Consider the following 16,551-nt stretch of genomic DNA (forward strand, 5'->3'; position numbering starts at 1 on the left):
GACTTTCTCCGGAAGGGTTGTCAAAAATATTCAAAGCCTCGTCAGCGATGTCTACCGACGTTGACCGTCGGCAGAACATATTTTGCTAAAGAGGCTCAATTACGACGCCAAAGGCAGATCTTGATTGGACTCCAAGGCATCAATCCATTCCAGCAAATTGCGGTTGACGGGTTCATTCGCCAACATCGCATCCGGATCGATCCCTCGGCTGGCCAGTACCGCGCTCATTGCCTGGGCTAAAAGGGCGTTGCCTTTTTCCCGTTCCGACTCGCCGCCGTGCTTGATGGCCCAAAAGGGATCGAAGCGTAAGTGTCTGGTGCCGCTTGGACACTGTTTATTTACCTCGGCATGAAATGCCCGATCGAGCGATTCAGCCTGTTCGAACTGCTGCCAGAAACCTGGACCGGCTTGAGTATCCACCGGCGGTAACCAGCGTCGCCGACAGCCAACCCAACGGTTCATGCGGTCGATCAAGGTCTTGCTTTTCGGAAAAAAGTGGATGGTCCCGGCGCCCGGATAGTAACGAACGTCAAAGTAACTACTGCTTATCCGTTCACCGTCCTTAAGCGCACTGAAATGCTGCCTAAACACCGATACCAAACTTACTTCCGCTTCGGTCTTGCCCTCGAGCAAGGCAAAGACCTTGTCGAAATCGGCTAGAAGTTGCTCCGAATTCCAGTCAAGACCTGTGTGGTAGGACTCGACTTTATGCCCTGGCAGTACGAAGCGTGTGGTCTTGATCCGCATCCCCAGCGTGCGGTGTTTATCATTGGATTTCCACCCCATGTAATACACTGCATTGTCGCTGTGGTAGCGCGTGATCAGATCGAACACATCGCAGACCATGCTGAGTTGAATTTCACCTTGCTGATCGATGATGCCTTGCAGAAAACCGTAAATATTCGCCACGGTAAATTCCAAAGACTTGATCGATTCGAAATCCGACTCCAACCGCTTTTGCGCCGCCGATGACAATCGTGACTTGACCTGAGTCGAACGCAGAATGCTACTCCACGCGCGATTTTTCAGGTCCTGATAACGTTCGTACAGCGTCTGCTTCACCGCATCCAATGACGAATCGTCTACAGTGTGCACACCGCCACCACTCAGCTCACCCAGGGTTTTACCTAGCATGGCTCGATAGCGGCTGGCACGGGCTTCACTGAATACAGCCTGCCGTGTCGCTTCGAAGGCGGCATCGAACATCAATACCGCGTTATCGATAAAAGCAGTCGGTAAGGCTAACTCCTGGGGCACATGAAATGCGCTGGCCAAGTCGTCCGCTTCACGACGATCCTGACGCAAATTGTCCAAAATATTGCCGAGGATCTCCTGTTCGAAGGTTGAGGTTTTTTTCAACCAGATCAGCGCAATTTCGACGTTGGTTTTGCGTTCGGCATCCTCGCCGGCGAACATGTCAGATAAGAACTCCACCTCGCCATGCTGTTCGATCAAACGCACTAACAGCTGGCGTTCTTTCGAAAATGGATTCCGTACGGTTTCGGCATTGAGGATGGCGACGATTTCAGCGTCGAACAAGATGTCCCAGGCCTTCAGCACGTGCTGAGCGCCCTGTGCAAAAGGCGGATTCATAATGCAGTGCGAGTAACTGCTGCCGTTTTGAAACTGCAGGAAATCCAACCCGACCACCGTGTAGCCTTGCGCACGTAACACCGCATGCTTACGCATATCGATTTCGACGCAATCAATCGGTACCCGCTGGTACTGTTTGAATGGCTTGGCTTTGAGCAAATGCCCTTCGCCGGCCGATGAATCCAGGACCCGCACAAACCGGGTGTTCTTGAACTTTGCCCAAGCCTTGATACTCAGCGCTTCCGTCGAGGCATAGTATTGAAAGGGATCTCTCATGACATTCTCCAAAAAAAGGGGAATGCCACGCCCCGGTAGGGAACAGACATTCCCGCAGGGATTGATAATGAGGCTCGCCGCGGATATCGCGAAAAGCCGAAGGATGATTAAGCGTCTGGGTCTGAATCAGACAATCCCAGTGCTTGTTTAGCTAACGTTAACAATTGGTCCAAATCGTCCCAATCGATACTGCCGCCGGCGTCTTTACCGCGCTGGTAGGCGTCGATCAGACCGCGGCACACTGCCATCGCGGTGCGTTCTTGACGTAGCTTCACCACCGAGGCATCGGCCTTGGGCCAGACGTCGACCGCTTCGACCTGCCAACGCAGGGTTTTGCCGTCGACTTCCTCGAAGTCGTCGAACAACAGCGGCATTTCCGGGGTGTCGTCCCAGATGGTACCGTCGTCGAAGGCGGCTTCGGCAGCCGCTTGCGCGCCGTCTGCCGACTCTGCGACGATGCCGACTACCACCCGGTGCTTGTAATCGAGGGTGTACGTCACGGCGTAGGCCGGTGATGGGTTCTCCTCGGTCAGCACATCGCTGTGGTAGGGTGAGATTTCGGCATTGCACGATGGGCAACGGTCGTTGCAGGCGCAATTCCATTCGTCGTCCCATTCGATCTGGCAATAGGGACAACGGTATTGGTTCAGATACAGAATCTCCGAAACCGGAGCTGGTAAGAATGACATGGCAATACCCTCCGTGATCGGCGGGAACCGCCACCCTGCAGGATGGAGTCCCGCCAGGGTGAATAAAAAACCGCCGGCCGCGCGGGCAAACGGTTGCACTTTAAATAAGTCGTTGTAAGGTCTGCGTACGCTTCCTTTTTTTAAGGTACGACGATGAACCCGATAGTGACCCGATTAGTGAACTGGGTGAAGTGGCTGGATCGAATCATCGATCCACCACCTAAACCCCGGCCACAACCCGAACCAAAACCGATGGCGATTCTGGTAGGGCCCGGCAAACGCCACTTCGATTTGTATCGAAAAATCCTGGCGGATTTGAACGATGCCGAAGTCGGCGTGTTAACCAAACTGCGCGATCCCCAGGTTGCAGGACCGCTGTTAGCCCGCATCCGCGCGCTCCGGCAGGAGACGATCGTTGAGATTGCGCCTCAGCTCGGGCTCGATGTCGAGCGGGAACTGAAGAGCAACAACGTGTTTCACCTGCCTTCGGATAGGACCAGGCTGCACTGACCGCCGATTAATGCACGGCCGAACGCGAGCCCTCTTTGCCGCTGCCAAGCGCTTTGCGCAATTCAGAGGCTGGATTCGGCCTTTTGGCCGGTCCTTCCACCTGCGTTTTGCGGCGCTTTTTTGCAGGCTGCGCGAGCAGTTCCTGTGCTTGGGCCAAACTGAGTTGCAATTTGGCTATTTCAATGTCCGCAAGCATAATCGCTTGGGTTTTCTGTTTAACCTGCAGCTCGATATCGAGTGTTTCGAGCCGGTAGGTCGGACGGTTGTTGCGTTCCAAAATACCCTGCCTTACGGTTTGGGATAAGGTTTCCCAATCCGTTGCCGGCAGGCTGTTTTGTACGGTAAAGCGGGGTGGTAGTAGGGCCGGCATTACCGAAGCTTGGCGCAAGCGTGCTGTTTGCCATAACGCCCAGTGCTGACTAAACCAGAGCCGGGCGGACTTGAGAGTATGCCAGATCACCCGGATGGCCAGGATGAATAGGGCAAGAATGATGGTGCCTAAAATGAAGTGCATTGAAACCTCCTTCCGCAATGGAAGAACATGCTTCAAACGCACGACCCGGTTCGGGCGATGGCGCCCGAAGCGGGATGGATAAAGGCTTGTAACAAGCCCGATTAAGGATCGGCATTAACGCAACCGATACAAGCAAAATGGATTTTGCTCGCCGCCTGAAGACGGAACGCCGGCAGAAGCCGGAATCAGCATTCTCGAAAGAACGCATGAAGTCGATTTTTTCATGTCCCGTCGCGGACGACGCATGAAAAAACCGGCTGATATCGCACGCCGCCACTGTAGCCCGATCCGGCCGGGCGTGCAATAGGGAAGGGTGTCGATACGGGCAGGACTTCATCTAGGATGAAGTTCTGGCCACGCATCGACACGATTCAAGTCACCTAAGCGCTCACGCCGCCAATAGCATGGCTTTGGACAGTGCGAACAGCTGAGGCCTCAATTCAGCCAGGTCATGAATGGTGAGGGCGACCGGAAACAAATGGCCAACCTCCACCCCCAAGCCGATGCCGAGGGTTTCGATGCCGCTGTCACGGCAACGCTTTAAGATCGACAGCGTACCCGGTAAATCGTTGGGTACGCCGTCGGTCACCGTTAACAGCAGTTTGCGCGGTTCGCGGCATTGCAGCAATTGCGCCGCGGCAAACCAAACGGCTTGCGTCATCGGCGTGGTATAGGCCGAAAAGACCGAAAAACGTCCCAAATTGTCGCGGACTTTTTCGCCGTGCCGTAACACCTGGTGCACCGATTCATCGTTGGCGCCGGGAAAGGCGGTGATTGCCGGATTGACCCCTTGAATGCTCTCCAATGCTAGGGCCAAGGCCATCGACGCTTCCAGGGCCAGAGTGAGCAAACTCACCTCTTCGCCATGAATGACAAGGGTTTCGCCCATGCTTTCGGATTTGTCCAACAAGATATGCACCGCACAATTGGGCGCAACTCGTTGCCCGGATCGGCAAAACACCCGCGTATCGCCCAACGCGAGTTTGGTTAAGCGGCGAGGATTGATACGCCGGCCGTTTCGCGCGGCTTGCGGCCGATTTTGCCGGTGGGCTTGCACCGCGCTTTGCAACGCGACCCGCAGGGCTTTGCTGTTCTGCTCCACCCGGTTTGCTAAGGCTTGGCCGACTAGCCGACTACCTTTCGGAAACAGACCGACCGGTAGCGTACATTTTTCGGCCGAATCCGGCGTCAAACCCAATTGCGATTTCGCCGTCTCGAACCAATCCTGTTCCAGGTCTTGCTCGGACGTGGTGCGCAGCTGGTCCATTAAAGACGGCGTAGCGCTATCGTCCTGTTGGGCTGGCTGATCCGTTTCGGACGAAGCGTTATCCGCACCCGCCGAATCGTTTCCAGGTTCGTCGTCCTGATCGGACGGGGCCGGGTCTCCGGGATCGGTCAGGTTTCCGACGCCGTCTGCGTCTGAACCGGACGATGACGAATCCTCGCGCTCGGTGTCCGTGTCGGATGAATCGTTATCATCTTCGAGGGTGGCGTTGTCGCCATCCTCCGAATCGGAGTCCGAATCACCGCTAGCCGACGTGTTCGTCGGTTCGGTACATTCCTCTTCGAGCATCGCCAAAATCCGATCGGTCAGATCCAGACAGTCGCGTTCACAGGTTAAACCCTCCGGTACTTCCGACAATAAGCCTTCCAAGCGAATCAAAGCGCCGCGTGGAAAACATGCGCGCAAGGCCTCTCGGGTGGCGTCGACTAAGGGTTCGAGTACCGTTTGACCTAACACCTTGGCCCGAAGCCGTTTCAGAATGTAGCCGAACAGGACATTGCCGGGATGATCGGATGCGGCCTGGGCCGTTAAGCGACCTTCGGTCAACATCTGTTCCACCATCTTTGCCAGGGTCAAGCGGGTGCCCGGATAGACCTTGGCCAGTTCATGCTCAATGCGCACGTCTTCGATCGCGCCGCAGATACGCCGGCGCAGGACCGAGTCACCAAAATCGAGCTGAAAGTCCGAATACCGAATATGCGCCGCTTCATGGGCCAGATAACCCCATGCGTAGTTCTGGTACTGCGGATCGGACCCGTTGTAGCCCGGTAGTTGTATCGATTGGCCGTCGGTGTAGGCGTCAGTACCGCCGACCGCGACCGAAATGCCAAAGCGGTTGCCGATCGCGGCCGCCACAATGGGAAACGCGCGTTCTAAAGTTTGATGCATGGCTTGCTCCTTAAAAAACAAGGGGCAAGCCACAGCCCCGAGGGCGTGTCGCATTGCCCCGATAGGGTGATTAAAAAAACGCTTAGAACCAGAATTCGGTCACCGCTTCCGCCGGTAGTTCGGATTCGTCGGTGCCGTGGGTTTCGGGTTTGTTGTCGTTGTCGGATCCGTACGCTTGCGCAGCCAACGCGGGCGGTGCAACGGGTAGAACCGGCCGCGAAGCGATGTCGGCAAAGGATTGAGCTTCGCCTTCATCGTCATCGTCGGTAAACAGATCGTCTAACAAGCCGGCAAACAGATCGTCCGGGTCCACCGTGGGCGGCTCTTTCGGTTCGAGCAGGCTGGTTTGCACCGGGGCGATCACGGCTGCCGATATCGGCGATGCCGGATGCCCTGACGACAACACGTCATCCGCGTCTTCGTCGTTCGTTACCTTGGACGGGTTCGACGACAAGCCTTCACCGTGACGGCGAAGCTTGTCGGGATCGGCCAATAGCATGGTCATTGCCATGATCTCCTGCAGCAAGGCCCCCTCGATCGCGCCGCGATTGGGGATCTCTTGCAGTACGCCATCGATCCAGGTGACGATCGGTGCCACGCGATAATCCAAAAAGCTCAAGCCATCCAGTTTGTCGCGAATCCGCTTAATCGGCCGCAACGCATTCCGGGTGACCTGATCTTTTCCGATCAAGGATTGTTCCAGCAATAACTCGGCGTCGTTGGCCACTTCGTGAAACAACTGGCCGCCGATCGAATCGATTTGCTGTTCCAGCCGTGCCACATCTTTGGGGCTGGATGCTTCCGGTTGTCGGATGGCGACCACCATGAAGTCGAAACCCAACTTCGTGGCCACGTACGCCATAGGGTCGATCGCCTTTTCGATAATGCCGGCAAAGCTCGGATGCTTTTTGATCCAATCGCGCACGGCGTCGTCGTAGCCGGCCAGGAACTTCGCTTTATTAACCGCGAATTCCTGAGCGACTTTTTCCAGCTCGCTCACGATGGCGTCCGTGTGTTCGACCGGCACCACAAAACCGCCCATGAAGCGGGTGCCGACCCGTAAACAGTGGCGTTCGGCCGCTTTTTTCAAGCGATTGAAGTCCGCCAACTGGTCGGGATCGAGCAAACGTTTCGAGCCTAAGCTGGCCAAGTCCTCGGGCGGTAATTCACTGCCGTCGGCCAGTACCAGATCTTCTTTGCGCAATTTTTTCCGCGCGCCGTAGATGTTGGCTTGGATTTTGACCAAGACCACACGGTCCAATATTTGATTACACTTCGTCATAGTGCCTCCTTAAAAGAGGCCTACGACTGCCCCGGAGGGCAGTGTAAGCCCCTTCCGGGTTGATAAAGCCTGTTGAAAGGCGGGTTCAAAAAAGTAAAAACCGTGACCGGTTAAAACCAGTCACTGTCCATTTCGCCTAAAGCGGCAACCAGATCCAAGGACGGCAACAGCAAGCCCAGTGCTTCAGCCACAGGCCGGATCTGCACTAGGTTGGTACCGAATAGCTGTAACACCTCGGATTCCTGGTGTAAGTTGGTCGAGGTTTCGCGAGACGCATCGGTGACAATGCCCACGTCGATGCCGACGAAGCCGGCTTTTTTCAACGCCGTTAGCCATAACCAGGGGGCAATGCCGTGTTCCGGGTGTATTTGGCCGCTGGTGTCAAAGCCGCGGCCGATTTCACTTAAACGCAGCAGCGAGTCCCAATCCGGCCAACCCACATAACTCAAACCAAGGTCTTGCTGCCAGCGGTCGATACAAGATCGCCACTGATGTAAGGCGTGGTTTACGGCAAAGACGACCGGTTGCGGTGCGCGGCATTCGACTTGCCAATACAGCACCGACATGTCACACCTGCCAATCGCTGCCGAACACGTCTTGCGCCAACCGATGGATGGCCTCGCGTTCGGCCGCATCCCCCCGCAGAACCAGCGCCCGATCCAAGGCATAGGCCAGGGCGTTCGGGGAACCTTTGTAGTTGGCACTGAGCTGGGCCCAACGCAACAAGCTGCGGGTCGACATGGTGATCGAGAGCAGACCAGACGAATCGGTGCCGCCAATAAAGACCTTGCGGATCTCGTTGGCCAGCTGAATCATGCGTTCCCGAATGCTCAGCGGCATGGTCGGGACCGTGCGTTCCAGCATACTCATTTCGTCGTCCGGTTCCGGATAGCCCACTTCCATCAAACGAAAGCGGTCCATAAAGGCCACGCTTTGACGCATCACCCCTTGATACAAGCCCGACTGGTCGCCGGCGCCGGCACTGTTGCCGGTTGCAACCAGACGGAACTTCGGGTGAGGCATGACGACTTCGTCGGTGGCCGCAATCATCAGCGGTTTGCCTTCGACGATATCGTTCAAACCCAGCAATTCGGCCGGGTCGGTCGCATCGATTTCGTTGAGCAAGAGCACGTGGCCGTGGCGCACGGCGCTGGTCAACGGGCCGTCGGTCCATTTCATCGTGCCGTTGCCGGTTAAGACGAATTGGCCCAACAAATCGTTGAACTCAAGCCGGCCATGACCAGCAACGGCATGCACACCCCAGTGTAAGCGCGCGGCTGCTTGCTCAACCAACGAGGTTTTACCGGAGCCCGTGGGACCGGTGATATACAGTCCATCGCCATTCGGATTCCGAAAGAACGCCAGGACGTCGCGCAATGGCTCGCGCCGAAACACATACGGTTTTTGGACCGGCACGAATGGATTATTTGCCGGGACAAAGCCTTCGACGGTCATCGAGGCCGGTGCGGATACGCCGAAGGTATCGGCGACGGAATACTGTTGGTACATACTGCCTCCTGATTTAAGTGTGACTCCCGAAATAGAAGGCGTGCGCCCCCGGTAGGGAAGCGAACCTCCCTTGCGGGGTTGATTAATGAGTCATAGCGGTTACGATGGTCTAAACCATTGAGGGCTCCGATATGATTCGACTAGGGGATAAACTACGTTTAAGCGACCGGGAACAGCACGCCTTTCGGGTGATGACCAATCGCGCCGCGCCGCCGAAGACGGTGTCGGAGTACAATGCGGCCTTGCAAGTCGCGGCCGATGCCGTGCGGGATAAGGACACGAGTGCCGAATCCCGCTTGCTGCAAGCCGTGTTACTCGGCGAATGCCTCCAACAGGAGTAATTCGGCCAGAAGGTGGGCTTTAGCTTCGCCGATCGCCTTGCTCGCCAGCAATTGGCGTAAGGTGTCGGCTTGGCCGCGGTCGACGAGCGATAGCACCAAGGTGGTGGCAATTGACTCGTTGAGATCCCGGAAGATATCGGGATGATTCAATAAGGCGCCTGCGACCGTGGCCGGTTTTAACGCGGCCAGTTCGAGGATCTTATCCGCCGTGGACATGGAGGGTTCGCGGCGTGGCAATTTCGAAACAGAATTGAGGTTCATGGTCGTATCTCCTATAAAAAAGGGAGACACGCCCCCATCGGGAGAGGTCTCCCTGGGTGGGGTGGGTAATCATCAAACGATATCAAACATCAACACCGATCGAGGTTTGCATGATCAAGCATGCGGGTAAAGTCCGATTGACCCGAGCGGAATTTCGCCGCTTACAACGCAACAACGCCAGGCGCGGTTACGCGGTCAATACGATTAAAACGACAGCGGAGTACGATGTCGCCTTGGTTCAGGCGTGCTCCCCGGTGTTCCTGGCCGATTTACTGCAGGCGTTGGAAACGGGTAGCAGTCCTTTAATGCGTGGCGAGGTCACTTTCGATCAGTTGACCGACAGTTAACCTACGGTTGACATTCAACCGACAGACACTGCACGTTCGGCGATCGCGGTCAGCGCAACTGCGTGCAGCTGCTTGAGCAAGTCGACTTCGGGATCGTCACGGTGTTGCCAATTGTCCGGCAACGACGCGATATACGTCGTGACCAGGGTGGGCTCGGTTTTAGCCATCTCGAACAGGCGACGGGTAGTATCCCGGCGGTGCTTAAGATCGGTTAAAAACAGCCAAACAGCTTCTGATTTTGTCATAGTGCACCTCCAACAATCAGGGGGGGCACCGATGGCCCGATAGGGCGTGATGCCCCATTCGGGTTATTAAATAGGCCGTTGATAGCAACGGCCGGACGAAGCCGGGTTTGACGCACCCGGTACCACCAAGGATATGCCTTGATCGCCGCCTGAAGACGGAACGCCTGCTCTGCAGGATTTTCAGCGTATCGATGACGATAGCGCTAGAAAAGTCGGTTGAGGGCTTGGCTTACACCTTAAAACAAGCCCTGAATCGACTTAAAGAAACGAACACTACCGAGGTAGTGTTCGTTCGTTGCTAACGTGTTTTCAAAACCAACTGCTTTCCGTCACGGCCAAGGAATCCGGGTCAAACGCTACTTGCGCGTTTTTGCCATTGTCGTCTCGGCACGTCACGCGTACCCGCGAGGTCGGAGCCTTTCGGTACGGGGCCAGCTCCGCCTCAGTCAGTTGCGGGAGCAGGGCCGTTAAAGCCGCCTTGTAATCGATACCCCCCTGGCTGACGCTTCGACAGACACGCACGCCGGAATGTTCGGCGATGACGTAATCGGCCATTTGCTCTACCCATTGGGCTTCGGTCTTGGCTTGCAGTTCGGCCAGTTGGGTGGCTTCGGCTTTCAATGCCTCCAGTTTTTTCTGCCGGGCACGGTATTCGGCCGCCAGTCGATGCCATTGAATTTCGGCGTCGCCTTCAGGCAAATACAAGTCCCGCTTCAGGTCTTTCGGCGGTTCTTTTTTAGTGATGACCCAACCGTAAAACGTGATGGTCGCGTTGATTAAAGTCACCAAAAAGGCGTCATCGCGCGCGATGTCGAACACCTTGACATGCTGGTCGTCGAGATAGAAGCACAGATAGCCTCTTTTGGCATCGGCGACCAACAACTGCTGCTGCATTTGCACCCAATACAATTTATAGGCGGCCGACTGCTCGCCTTCCTGCACCACGTTTTCGTAGGTGCTGGGATGCGGGCATTTGATTTCGACGGGTTCGCCGTTAGCGGGAATGCCGTCGAACGAGGCGCGGATCAACGGGTATTGATCGCACTCGCCGCACAAGGGCAACAACAGTTCGTCACACGTGGCTTCGAACCATTGCGCCGCCTTCGTTTCCAGTTCGCGGCCGCGACGAACCAATGGATGGTTGTCGAGGTTGGCTTCCAGGACGATGCCGACCCGTTCCGCCCACAAGCGCCAAGGCGTTTTGTAAGGCGAGCGGTTCAGAATAATCGCCGCTTCGCTGGCGGTTACGCCTTGCGATCGCCACAGTCGCCACGCATCGCTGCGTTGGGCGATATCGACGATTTTCATTCGAACTCTCCGTCGATCCGGATGTGACAGCCGTGCAGCAAGCCTTCTAATTTGCGTTGTTTCAACACCGCGTGGCAACGCTGTGCGAGACGGACATCGTCGAATAGCAACAAGGTGCAACCCGGCGATAGAGTGCAGATGCCGCCGAAGGTATCGGCGATACTGACCAAGTCGGCGTAGGAATGCCGGCGATGAAATAGCCGGGTTTCCGTGTCCGGATCCAGCGCTTTATCAAGAAATCCCGGCCCATAGCGGCGCAGGACGGTCGGTGAGTCGTAACGGCTCCAGTCGGTAAAGCTGGGTATCCGGTTGAGGGATTGATCGAAGGTAGTGATTTCATTCATGACGGTTCTCCAAGAGAAGAGCGTCACGAATAGCCCACCGGGCGAATCATGACGCCCTGGATGGGTAAATGAGAAAAACCGAAAGTCGGTTTATCTGAGTGCTTGACGAGCCTTGTTAAGCTCGGCGTCTTTCGTAGATAGCGGCGGCATAGTCATGCCTTCGGTATGCGTTAACGCGGGTTTCGGTTTGGCTTTGTCCAATTCCGCACGGGCATAGATCAGGTCAACACCAGTAAATCGGTTGGTGATGAATTCTTCGGCCGCCGCCCATGCGTTTGCATCTTTTGTCCGCTTAATCAGGGTTCCAACTGCCTTAATCAAATTTGGATGGAGCTTAGATGCATCGATCACCTCCGGCTTGGCTTCAGCTTGAGGCTGTTGCTCGGGTGCCGCAGTAGTCAGTTCGGCCGGCGGATCGATATCGATAACATCGGAGCCGTCGATATCGATGATTTTGCCGTCCATTTCCTCGGCGGCATAACCGCATTCTTCCGGAAAGGCCGCGCGCAAAGACGCCGCTTTACCGCATTTGGCCAATTGCCCTTTGGGGCGCTTGATCCACATCGCGGTAGGCACTTGCGAGTTTTTGCCGCCGGCCGTGCTGTAGGCTTCAAGCCAATAGACTTCCTCGGTAAAGGCGCAACGTTGGCCGCCGACGATCCGGTACACGGTAACCGCCACCCATTCGGGAAACGTTACGCTGACATTGACGTCCTGCCATTGGTCGTTGTCGTCTTTGTAGCGCCCGGTAAAGGTCTTGGTGACATCCGGGCCCCACACGGGACGGTCCATTCCAGCCCAAACACCGGTTCGGGACGCGGTGGTCTGAATTTCCGTGATGGAGGGCCAGACGGTTTCGACATTGCGACCTAAAGCGGTACTCCACATCGGGACGATATGGACCGGTTTTTTGAAGATGTCGAGTTTTCGGGTTTTGCAATAATCCAGAGCCATCAAGATGGCTTCTGCGGTTTTGGCTGTGGGAAAGGTGACTTCCGTCAGCACTTTCCAGGATTGCTCCGTCAGGCCATAGGTTTGTTTCGCAGCATCCGGCATTGCCGGGCGAGTAGGCGTATCGGGTTTTTGTTTGCCGGGATTGCTTTGAGCCATAATCGTTCTCCTTAAAAAAAGGGAACGACGGACTCCCATTGGGGAATCGGATCGTTCCCCGTTGGGTGGTATAGGCGTCTTGAATGACGCATGGATTGAAAGCTGAGATTGACGCACTCAGTACGGGAACATCGATTCCCGCCGCCTAAAGACGGAGCGCCTGCTGTTGCAGGATCTTCAGCGTTGATTAACGCTAAATACTAGTGGCCTTTATAACAAAAGAAATTGCGAAGTGGAAGTGGATTTTAGCGGCGACTGGGTACCTGAGCATGTTGCTCGAAGAATCGGTAGAATGGTTAAACGCTTGGCGATATCCCTGAAGCCTTAACAGAAGCAAGCCACTATTGGACTTACCGAAGACAATGCAGGGTAATAGCTGGTCCACGGGCTGAATTATTGAATAAGAGCCTCGATTTTGGCCAAGACTTCGGCCAATACCGCCCCGTCCACCATAGATATCTTTTCGGCCTGACGCGCCGCCCAATCCAGACTCCGAATCTGATCCGCCAATATCACACCACTCACACGGTCGCCGTCCGGTAACGGTACCTCAAACGGATATCCTTTAACCCGACTTGTTACAGGGCAAATCAACGCCAACCCGGCTTTGACGTTATAAGTGCGCGGCGTAACGACCAGGCCGGGGCGGCGCCCCGCTTGTTCGTGGCCTGCTTGAGGATCGAACGCAATCCACACCAAATCCCCGCGCTCAGGTACGTACGATACAGCCATTAATTGTTACCTTCTCGGCCAACATCCGGCCCCCAGTCAATGCAATCATGCCGATTATCGGAAGTCATGCCAGCCAGCAACTCGTCCAACTTGAAAACAGGCTTAGCCGTGGACGGCACAATACGAAACCCGCCATCATCAGCCGTCAGTTCGACCGGCGAACCGATTTCCAGCTTTAGCTGTGCAAGCATCGCCGCCGGCAATCGAACCACGGCGCTATTACCCCATTTTTTAATTTCGGTGTGCATCTAATTGTCACTCACAAATAGCGTATTTACAGATGTTATACCGGTTAATCGCGTTCGGTCCTTACTTGCCATCGAAGTGAAGGCAATGCGTTGATCGCCGTGGCAAAAATACGGCATAACCTCCACTTCTTGGTCATCGCAGGCAACGCAGCTCTTATCATTTTCGATTATCGTGTCCCACGCAGAGAACGCTTCACTGTCCGATATATACAATCTCCGCCTCGCGGTGTCTGTTGTACCGTCAAACACAAAGTACCGAAGCTCGCCGTCACCGAATCTCACCGCGCCTGTGTATCTAGCCATGCATTAATTCCTCCAATCAAACACGCCTAATGCGAATTTTGATGGCCGAGATAGTGCCGCCAATGATGACTAACCCAAGAGCCGCCAAGATCGGCATCATAGCCGGAACCGACATACCGAAAGCATTAACTCCACGCCCAAGGCCGTGACCACTTGTTTCAGCGAAGAACAATGTCCGTACGAAGATAGCTAAGCCCGCGCCTGCCATTAAATTACCAAGAACCGCGTGTACCCGAAATTTCATTATCGCCTCCGAAGCAATTTCAAAACAGTAGCCACATTGTGGCAACGTTCGAGCGATGTTGCAACATGGTAGCTACAATTGTTGCAACTTTGACAAGCTATTCAACCGAAATCGAAGGCAAGCATAAGCAAGTCACTGGTGGCCTGGTTCTTTCATTATTTGTGTCATTCGTTTTTCACTAATTTGACACTCTTTCCACTTTTTGTGGCAACCGACAAATCAGGATGGTGTGAGATGTGAAGCGTGGGAATTAACTTTCTTTCTTACTTTCTTTATTTCTTTTAATATGTCAAACTCCTGCCGTCGCAGTTGATTCCGAATGGGAGTTCGCCATGCAAGCAGAAGACTTTGAATCCAGTTTGGGTCGCCCCGCCGATATTACCGACGACCAAATTATCGAAGCCGGCAAGGCGTTGACGAAGGCGAATCGGAATGTCACCGGATTTGCGTTACGCAAGCTAACCGGCGGCGGCGATCCGAAGCGGCTCAAAGAGGTTTGGGACAGGCACAATGCCACTCAAGCGGTGACAAATTCGGAGCCCGTCGTCGAGTTGCCGCTGGAAGTGGCCGAAAGCTTGGCGGTGTTGACCAAGGGGTTGGTCGACAAAATTAACGTGTTAGCGCTGGAACTGAATGACAGAGCGGTCAAAACCCAAGAGCGGCGGGTAGCTGATGTGTTGCGAGCGGCGCGCGAACAGCAAGTCCAATCAGAGCGCGAGCTGGCTGATGCCTCGCAGGCGGTCGATGAATTGGAGACCATGCTGACGGATGAGAAGGCCAGGGTGGGGGAGTTGACCAAACGCTTGACCGACGCGCAGGCCGCGAACCAGTTACAGGCGGTTGAGCTAGCTACCTTGCGCGAACGATTGGAGGCGGTCGAGAAGAACGCGCAGGCAGCAACCGAACAGCATGAAGCAGAGCAAGCCAGGCTGCGGCAACAGGTGACGGCTCAGAAACAAGCCGCCGAATCTATCGCAGCCGAGCGAGACCAATTGAAAACGGAGTTGACCAAACTGCAGACCAAAGTGGAAACCGCGGAGGAACAGCGAAAGGAGGAACGACAAAGAGCCGCTGCGGAACTTCAACGTATGGGCGAAAAGCTGATTAAGCTCGAAGCTGAAACAGATCGCGCTAAAACAGAGGCTGGCAACGCGCGAGAACAGGTTGCGCTTCTAACAGGCCAATTAACGGCCACGAAAACACAGGTCGAACAGTTAATGAAAGCTATTGGTAATTAGTTAATTGCGCTGAACCGGGGGCCTGAAAAGTCGCCGTTGACGATCTCAACCAACCGGCCAAAAGCGGTCAGAGAGAATAATTTATAGTTTTAGGTTTGGACGGGCAAACTGTTCGAAAGCCGTCACTCGCCTAAATGATTCGAAGTCGAAACTTCAGCGCAAACTCCAAAACAATTAGATGAAAGGAGTTTTTATTTTGGCTTTTAAGCAAGTGTCTACCGATTACATTTTTCGCTAAAAATCCCCCATCAATGGCTTAGGAGTTTGCCTCGACCGATAACAGTATTGGGCATTAATACACTTGTCACAATGATGGTGTAGTTTTTTACCGAAGTCACGTGACTCGGTATGTTAAACAGGCACGGATGTCCAGCATTGAAAAAATTCGAGATAGGCCGGACGTTGCCGAACTTCCACTGGTGCTACAGCAACACTTAATGTTGCTGAATTGCCTGTGAAGCAGCATGGATTTTTTCGATGGGGTCAGAGCGTGGTGCTCATACAAAGCAGCCGCAATTCCTCCACGATCTCTGGCGCTAATTGGAGACTCCCTCGAACCGTGGCCTAGTTATTGCATAAAGAGACGAAGCCATCTTCTCAGGAAAAGTAATTTCACTGCCCACCAGCAAACACGAAGACCGCTCGCATCCCAAACCGACTATCGCAAAAAACAGGATAACCCATGAAGCGTCTTGATACGTACACTTGGCGAACACAGCCACCCAGGCTTTCAGTTACTCCCTTATCGACCCAGTCGGTTTTGAGCGGCAGCCCAAAAAGCAATATTCGCCGACTAAATCCTGGATTGTTGTTCTGCTTGGGACTGATGTCCGGATTTGCCACGCCTGCAACAGCCGCCGTCACCATCGACTACAGCTACGATGACCTGAACCGGTTACAGACGGTTACCCGCAACGACGGACCGGTGGTTGCCTACCAATACGATGTGGCTGGGAATTTCAACACGCAAGGCGTCACTAACAGCCCGGATACCGACGGCGACCTGCTGGCCAATTTTGCCGACCCGGACGACGATAACGACGGCATGCCGGATGCCTGGGAAATTCAATACGGACTCAATCCACTGAGTCCTGCCGATGCCGGGTTGGATAGCGACGGCGACGGCATCACCAACCTGGCGGAATATCAAGCCAACTCCAATCCGCTGCAGTCTCCCAACACCAGTGTCGCCGTTCCGGCCGTGCCGGAATTGGGTTTAGTCATCATGGCTTTGGCATTAGGGCTAATACTGGCTCGACAAACTAAAAAACAAGGAGTTTAAGT

The 16,551-nt window shown here is 54.8% G+C and carries 20 protein-coding genes; 5 read left to right on the top strand and 15 right to left on the bottom strand.

Going from position 1 to position 16,551, the window contains the following annotated elements; all coding sequences use genetic code 11:
• Window positions 1-99 precede the first annotated feature (99 nt).
• On the bottom strand, window positions 100-1,869 hold the full coding sequence (locus VXJ35_RS23700) for a DUF4942 domain-containing protein (RefSeq protein ID WP_064023811.1): 1,770 nt from the start codon (window positions 1,867-1,869) through the stop codon (window positions 100-102).
• A 107-nt stretch (window positions 1,870-1,976) separates the two neighbouring features.
• Entirely contained in the window at window positions 1,977-2,558 is a 582-nt protein-coding gene (locus VXJ35_RS23705) for a hypothetical protein (protein ID WP_157198356.1), read from the bottom strand.
• A 153-nt stretch (window positions 2,559-2,711) separates the two neighbouring features.
• On the opposite strand from VXJ35_RS23705, the gene VXJ35_RS23710 reads away from it, so the two are divergent.
• The gene (locus VXJ35_RS23710) at window positions 2,712-3,068 is read left to right on the top strand and encodes a hypothetical protein (protein ID WP_157198357.1); all 357 of its coding nucleotides are present in this window, start codon (window positions 2,712-2,714) and stop codon (window positions 3,066-3,068) included.
• Between the two features lie 7 nt (window positions 3,069-3,075).
• Here the strand turns inward: VXJ35_RS23710 and VXJ35_RS23715 are convergent, their stop codons facing one another.
• The 5 genes from VXJ35_RS23715 to VXJ35_RS23735 all read right to left on the bottom strand — a co-directional run bounded on the left by VXJ35_RS23715 (window position 3,076) and on the right by VXJ35_RS23735 (window position 8,546).
• On the bottom strand, window positions 3,076-3,582 hold the full coding sequence (locus tag VXJ35_RS23715; protein WP_064023814.1) for a hypothetical protein: 507 nt from the start codon (window positions 3,580-3,582) through the stop codon (window positions 3,076-3,078).
• Between the two features lie 388 nt (window positions 3,583-3,970).
• Window positions 3,971-5,755: a nitric oxide reductase activation protein gene (locus VXJ35_RS23720; RefSeq protein WP_064023849.1), complete on the bottom strand. Its 1,785-nt coding sequence runs from the start codon at window positions 5,753-5,755 to the stop codon at window positions 3,971-3,973.
• Between the two features lie 82 nt (window positions 5,756-5,837).
• Entirely contained in the window at window positions 5,838-7,037 is a 1,200-nt protein-coding gene (locus VXJ35_RS23725; RefSeq protein WP_064023815.1) for a DUF3150 domain-containing protein, read from the bottom strand.
• Between the two features lie 110 nt (window positions 7,038-7,147).
• The gene (locus tag VXJ35_RS23730; RefSeq protein ID WP_054758406.1) at window positions 7,148-7,603 is read right to left on the bottom strand and encodes a hypothetical protein; all 456 of its coding nucleotides are present in this window, start codon (window positions 7,601-7,603) and stop codon (window positions 7,148-7,150) included.
• A 1-nt stretch (window position 7,604) separates the two neighbouring features.
• Window positions 7,605-8,546, bottom strand: coding sequence for an AAA family ATPase (locus VXJ35_RS23735; RefSeq protein WP_064023816.1), 942 nt, complete (start codon window positions 8,544-8,546; stop codon window positions 7,605-7,607).
• A gap of 131 nt (window positions 8,547-8,677) precedes the next feature.
• On the opposite strand from VXJ35_RS23735, the gene VXJ35_RS23740 reads away from it, so the two are divergent.
• Window positions 8,678-8,887, top strand: a complete 210-nt coding sequence (locus VXJ35_RS23740; RefSeq protein WP_157198358.1) for a hypothetical protein — start codon at window positions 8,678-8,680, stop codon at window positions 8,885-8,887.
• On the opposite strand, the gene VXJ35_RS23745 is transcribed toward VXJ35_RS23740, so the two are convergent.
• Window positions 8,858-9,148, bottom strand: coding sequence for a hypothetical protein (locus VXJ35_RS23745; RefSeq protein WP_157198359.1), 291 nt, complete (start codon window positions 9,146-9,148; stop codon window positions 8,858-8,860). The genes VXJ35_RS23740 and VXJ35_RS23745 overlap by 30 nt on opposite strands.
• A gap of 110 nt (window positions 9,149-9,258) precedes the next feature.
• Between VXJ35_RS23745 and VXJ35_RS23750 the strand changes: the two genes are divergently transcribed.
• Entirely contained in the window at window positions 9,259-9,495 is a 237-nt protein-coding gene (locus VXJ35_RS23750; RefSeq protein WP_054758403.1) for a hypothetical protein, read from the top strand.
• Window positions 9,496-9,509: 14 nt separating this feature from the next.
• Here the strand turns inward: VXJ35_RS23750 and VXJ35_RS23755 are convergent, their stop codons facing one another.
• The 7 genes from VXJ35_RS23755 to VXJ35_RS23785 form a co-directional block, all read right to left on the bottom strand.
• Window positions 9,510-9,740, bottom strand: a complete 231-nt coding sequence (locus VXJ35_RS23755; protein ID WP_054758400.1) for a hypothetical protein — start codon at window positions 9,738-9,740, stop codon at window positions 9,510-9,512.
• Window positions 9,741-10,049: 309 nt separating this feature from the next.
• Complete coding sequence (locus tag VXJ35_RS23760) at window positions 10,050-11,048, bottom strand: YqaJ viral recombinase family protein (RefSeq protein WP_064023818.1); 999 nt, start codon at window positions 11,046-11,048, stop codon at window positions 10,050-10,052.
• On the bottom strand, window positions 11,045-11,392 hold the full coding sequence (locus tag VXJ35_RS23765; protein ID WP_082881142.1) for a hypothetical protein: 348 nt from the start codon (window positions 11,390-11,392) through the stop codon (window positions 11,045-11,047). Before VXJ35_RS23765 ends, VXJ35_RS23760 begins: the two co-directional genes overlap by 4 nt.
• Window positions 11,393-11,482: 90 nt before the next feature.
• On the bottom strand, window positions 11,483-12,502 hold the full coding sequence (gene bet / locus VXJ35_RS23770) for a phage recombination protein Bet (protein WP_064023819.1): 1,020 nt from the start codon (window positions 12,500-12,502) through the stop codon (window positions 11,483-11,485).
• Window positions 12,503-12,895: 393 nt separating this feature from the next.
• A complete protein-coding gene (mazF, locus tag VXJ35_RS23775) occupies window positions 12,896-13,234 on the bottom strand; it encodes an endoribonuclease MazF (protein ID WP_064023820.1) in 339 nt (112 codons plus the stop codon).
• Complete coding sequence (locus tag VXJ35_RS23780; protein WP_064023821.1) at window positions 13,234-13,482, bottom strand: AbrB/MazE/SpoVT family DNA-binding domain-containing protein; 249 nt, start codon at window positions 13,480-13,482, stop codon at window positions 13,234-13,236. Before VXJ35_RS23780 ends, mazF begins: the two co-directional genes overlap by 1 nt.
• 319 nt (window positions 13,483-13,801) lie before the next feature.
• Window positions 13,802-14,029, bottom strand: a complete 228-nt coding sequence (locus VXJ35_RS23785; protein WP_064023823.1) for a hypothetical protein — start codon at window positions 14,027-14,029, stop codon at window positions 13,802-13,804.
• Window positions 14,030-14,361: 332 nt separating this feature from the next.
• On the opposite strand from VXJ35_RS23785, the gene VXJ35_RS23790 reads away from it, so the two are divergent.
• Window positions 14,362-15,267, top strand: a complete 906-nt coding sequence (locus tag VXJ35_RS23790) for a DNA-binding protein (RefSeq protein WP_064023824.1) — start codon at window positions 14,362-14,364, stop codon at window positions 15,265-15,267.
• A gap of 826 nt (window positions 15,268-16,093) precedes the next feature.
• On the top strand, window positions 16,094-16,549 hold the full coding sequence (locus VXJ35_RS23795; protein ID WP_064023825.1) for an RHS repeat protein: 456 nt from the start codon (window positions 16,094-16,096) through the stop codon (window positions 16,547-16,549).
• Window positions 16,550-16,551 lie beyond the last annotated feature (2 nt).

Source organism: Methylomonas sp. DH-1, from assembly GCF_046097555.1.
Taxonomy (GTDB): domain Bacteria; phylum Pseudomonadota; class Gammaproteobacteria; order Methylococcales; family Methylomonadaceae; genus Methylomonas; species Methylomonas koyamae.

What these genes read in the sequence shown, in the direction of transcription:
- VXJ35_RS23715 (WP_064023814.1), bottom strand. Translation starts at nt 3,582, where the DNA reads ATGCACTTCATTTTAGGCACCATCATTCTTGCCCTATTCATCCTGGCC.
- VXJ35_RS23785 (WP_064023823.1), bottom strand. Translation starts at nt 14,029, where the DNA reads ATGAAATTTCGGGTACACGCGGTTCTTGGTAATTTAATGGCAGGCGCG.
- VXJ35_RS23750 (WP_054758403.1), top strand. Translation starts at nt 9,259, where the DNA reads ATGATCAAGCATGCGGGTAAAGTCCGATTGACCCGAGCGGAATTTCGC.
- VXJ35_RS23735 (WP_064023816.1), bottom strand. Translation starts at nt 8,546, where the DNA reads ATGTACCAACAGTATTCCGTCGCCGATACCTTCGGCGTATCCGCACCG.
- VXJ35_RS23795 (WP_064023825.1), top strand. Translation starts at nt 16,094, where the DNA reads ATGTCCGGATTTGCCACGCCTGCAACAGCCGCCGTCACCATCGACTAC.
- bet (WP_064023819.1), bottom strand. Translation starts at nt 12,502, where the DNA reads ATGGCTCAAAGCAATCCCGGCAAACAAAAACCCGATACGCCTACTCGC.
- VXJ35_RS23725 (WP_064023815.1), bottom strand. Translation starts at nt 7,037, where the DNA reads ATGACGAAGTGTAATCAAATATTGGACCGTGTGGTCTTGGTCAAAATC.
- VXJ35_RS23720 (WP_064023849.1), bottom strand. Translation starts at nt 5,755, where the DNA reads ATGCATCAAACTTTAGAACGCGCGTTTCCCATTGTGGCGGCCGCGATC.
- VXJ35_RS23755 (WP_054758400.1), bottom strand. Translation starts at nt 9,740, where the DNA reads ATGACAAAATCAGAAGCTGTTTGGCTGTTTTTAACCGATCTTAAGCAC.
- VXJ35_RS23790 (WP_064023824.1), top strand. Translation starts at nt 14,362, where the DNA reads ATGCAAGCAGAAGACTTTGAATCCAGTTTGGGTCGCCCCGCCGATATT.
- VXJ35_RS23740 (WP_157198358.1), top strand. Translation starts at nt 8,678, where the DNA reads ATGATTCGACTAGGGGATAAACTACGTTTAAGCGACCGGGAACAGCAC.
- VXJ35_RS23700 (WP_064023811.1), bottom strand. Translation starts at nt 1,869, where the DNA reads ATGAGAGATCCCTTTCAATACTATGCCTCGACGGAAGCGCTGAGTATC.
- VXJ35_RS23765 (WP_082881142.1), bottom strand. Translation starts at nt 11,392, where the DNA reads ATGAATGAAATCACTACCTTCGATCAATCCCTCAACCGGATACCCAGC.
- mazF (WP_064023820.1), bottom strand. Translation starts at nt 13,234, where the DNA reads ATGGCTGTATCGTACGTACCTGAGCGCGGGGATTTGGTGTGGATTGCG.
- VXJ35_RS23745 (WP_157198359.1), bottom strand. Translation starts at nt 9,148, where the DNA reads ATGAACCTCAATTCTGTTTCGAAATTGCCACGCCGCGAACCCTCCATG.
- VXJ35_RS23730 (WP_054758406.1), bottom strand. Translation starts at nt 7,603, where the DNA reads ATGTCGGTGCTGTATTGGCAAGTCGAATGCCGCGCACCGCAACCGGTC.
- VXJ35_RS23760 (WP_064023818.1), bottom strand. Translation starts at nt 11,048, where the DNA reads ATGAAAATCGTCGATATCGCCCAACGCAGCGATGCGTGGCGACTGTGG.
- VXJ35_RS23710 (WP_157198357.1), top strand. Translation starts at nt 2,712, where the DNA reads ATGAACCCGATAGTGACCCGATTAGTGAACTGGGTGAAGTGGCTGGAT.
- VXJ35_RS23780 (WP_064023821.1), bottom strand. Translation starts at nt 13,482, where the DNA reads ATGCACACCGAAATTAAAAAATGGGGTAATAGCGCCGTGGTTCGATTG.
- VXJ35_RS23705 (WP_157198356.1), bottom strand. Translation starts at nt 2,558, where the DNA reads ATGTCATTCTTACCAGCTCCGGTTTCGGAGATTCTGTATCTGAACCAA.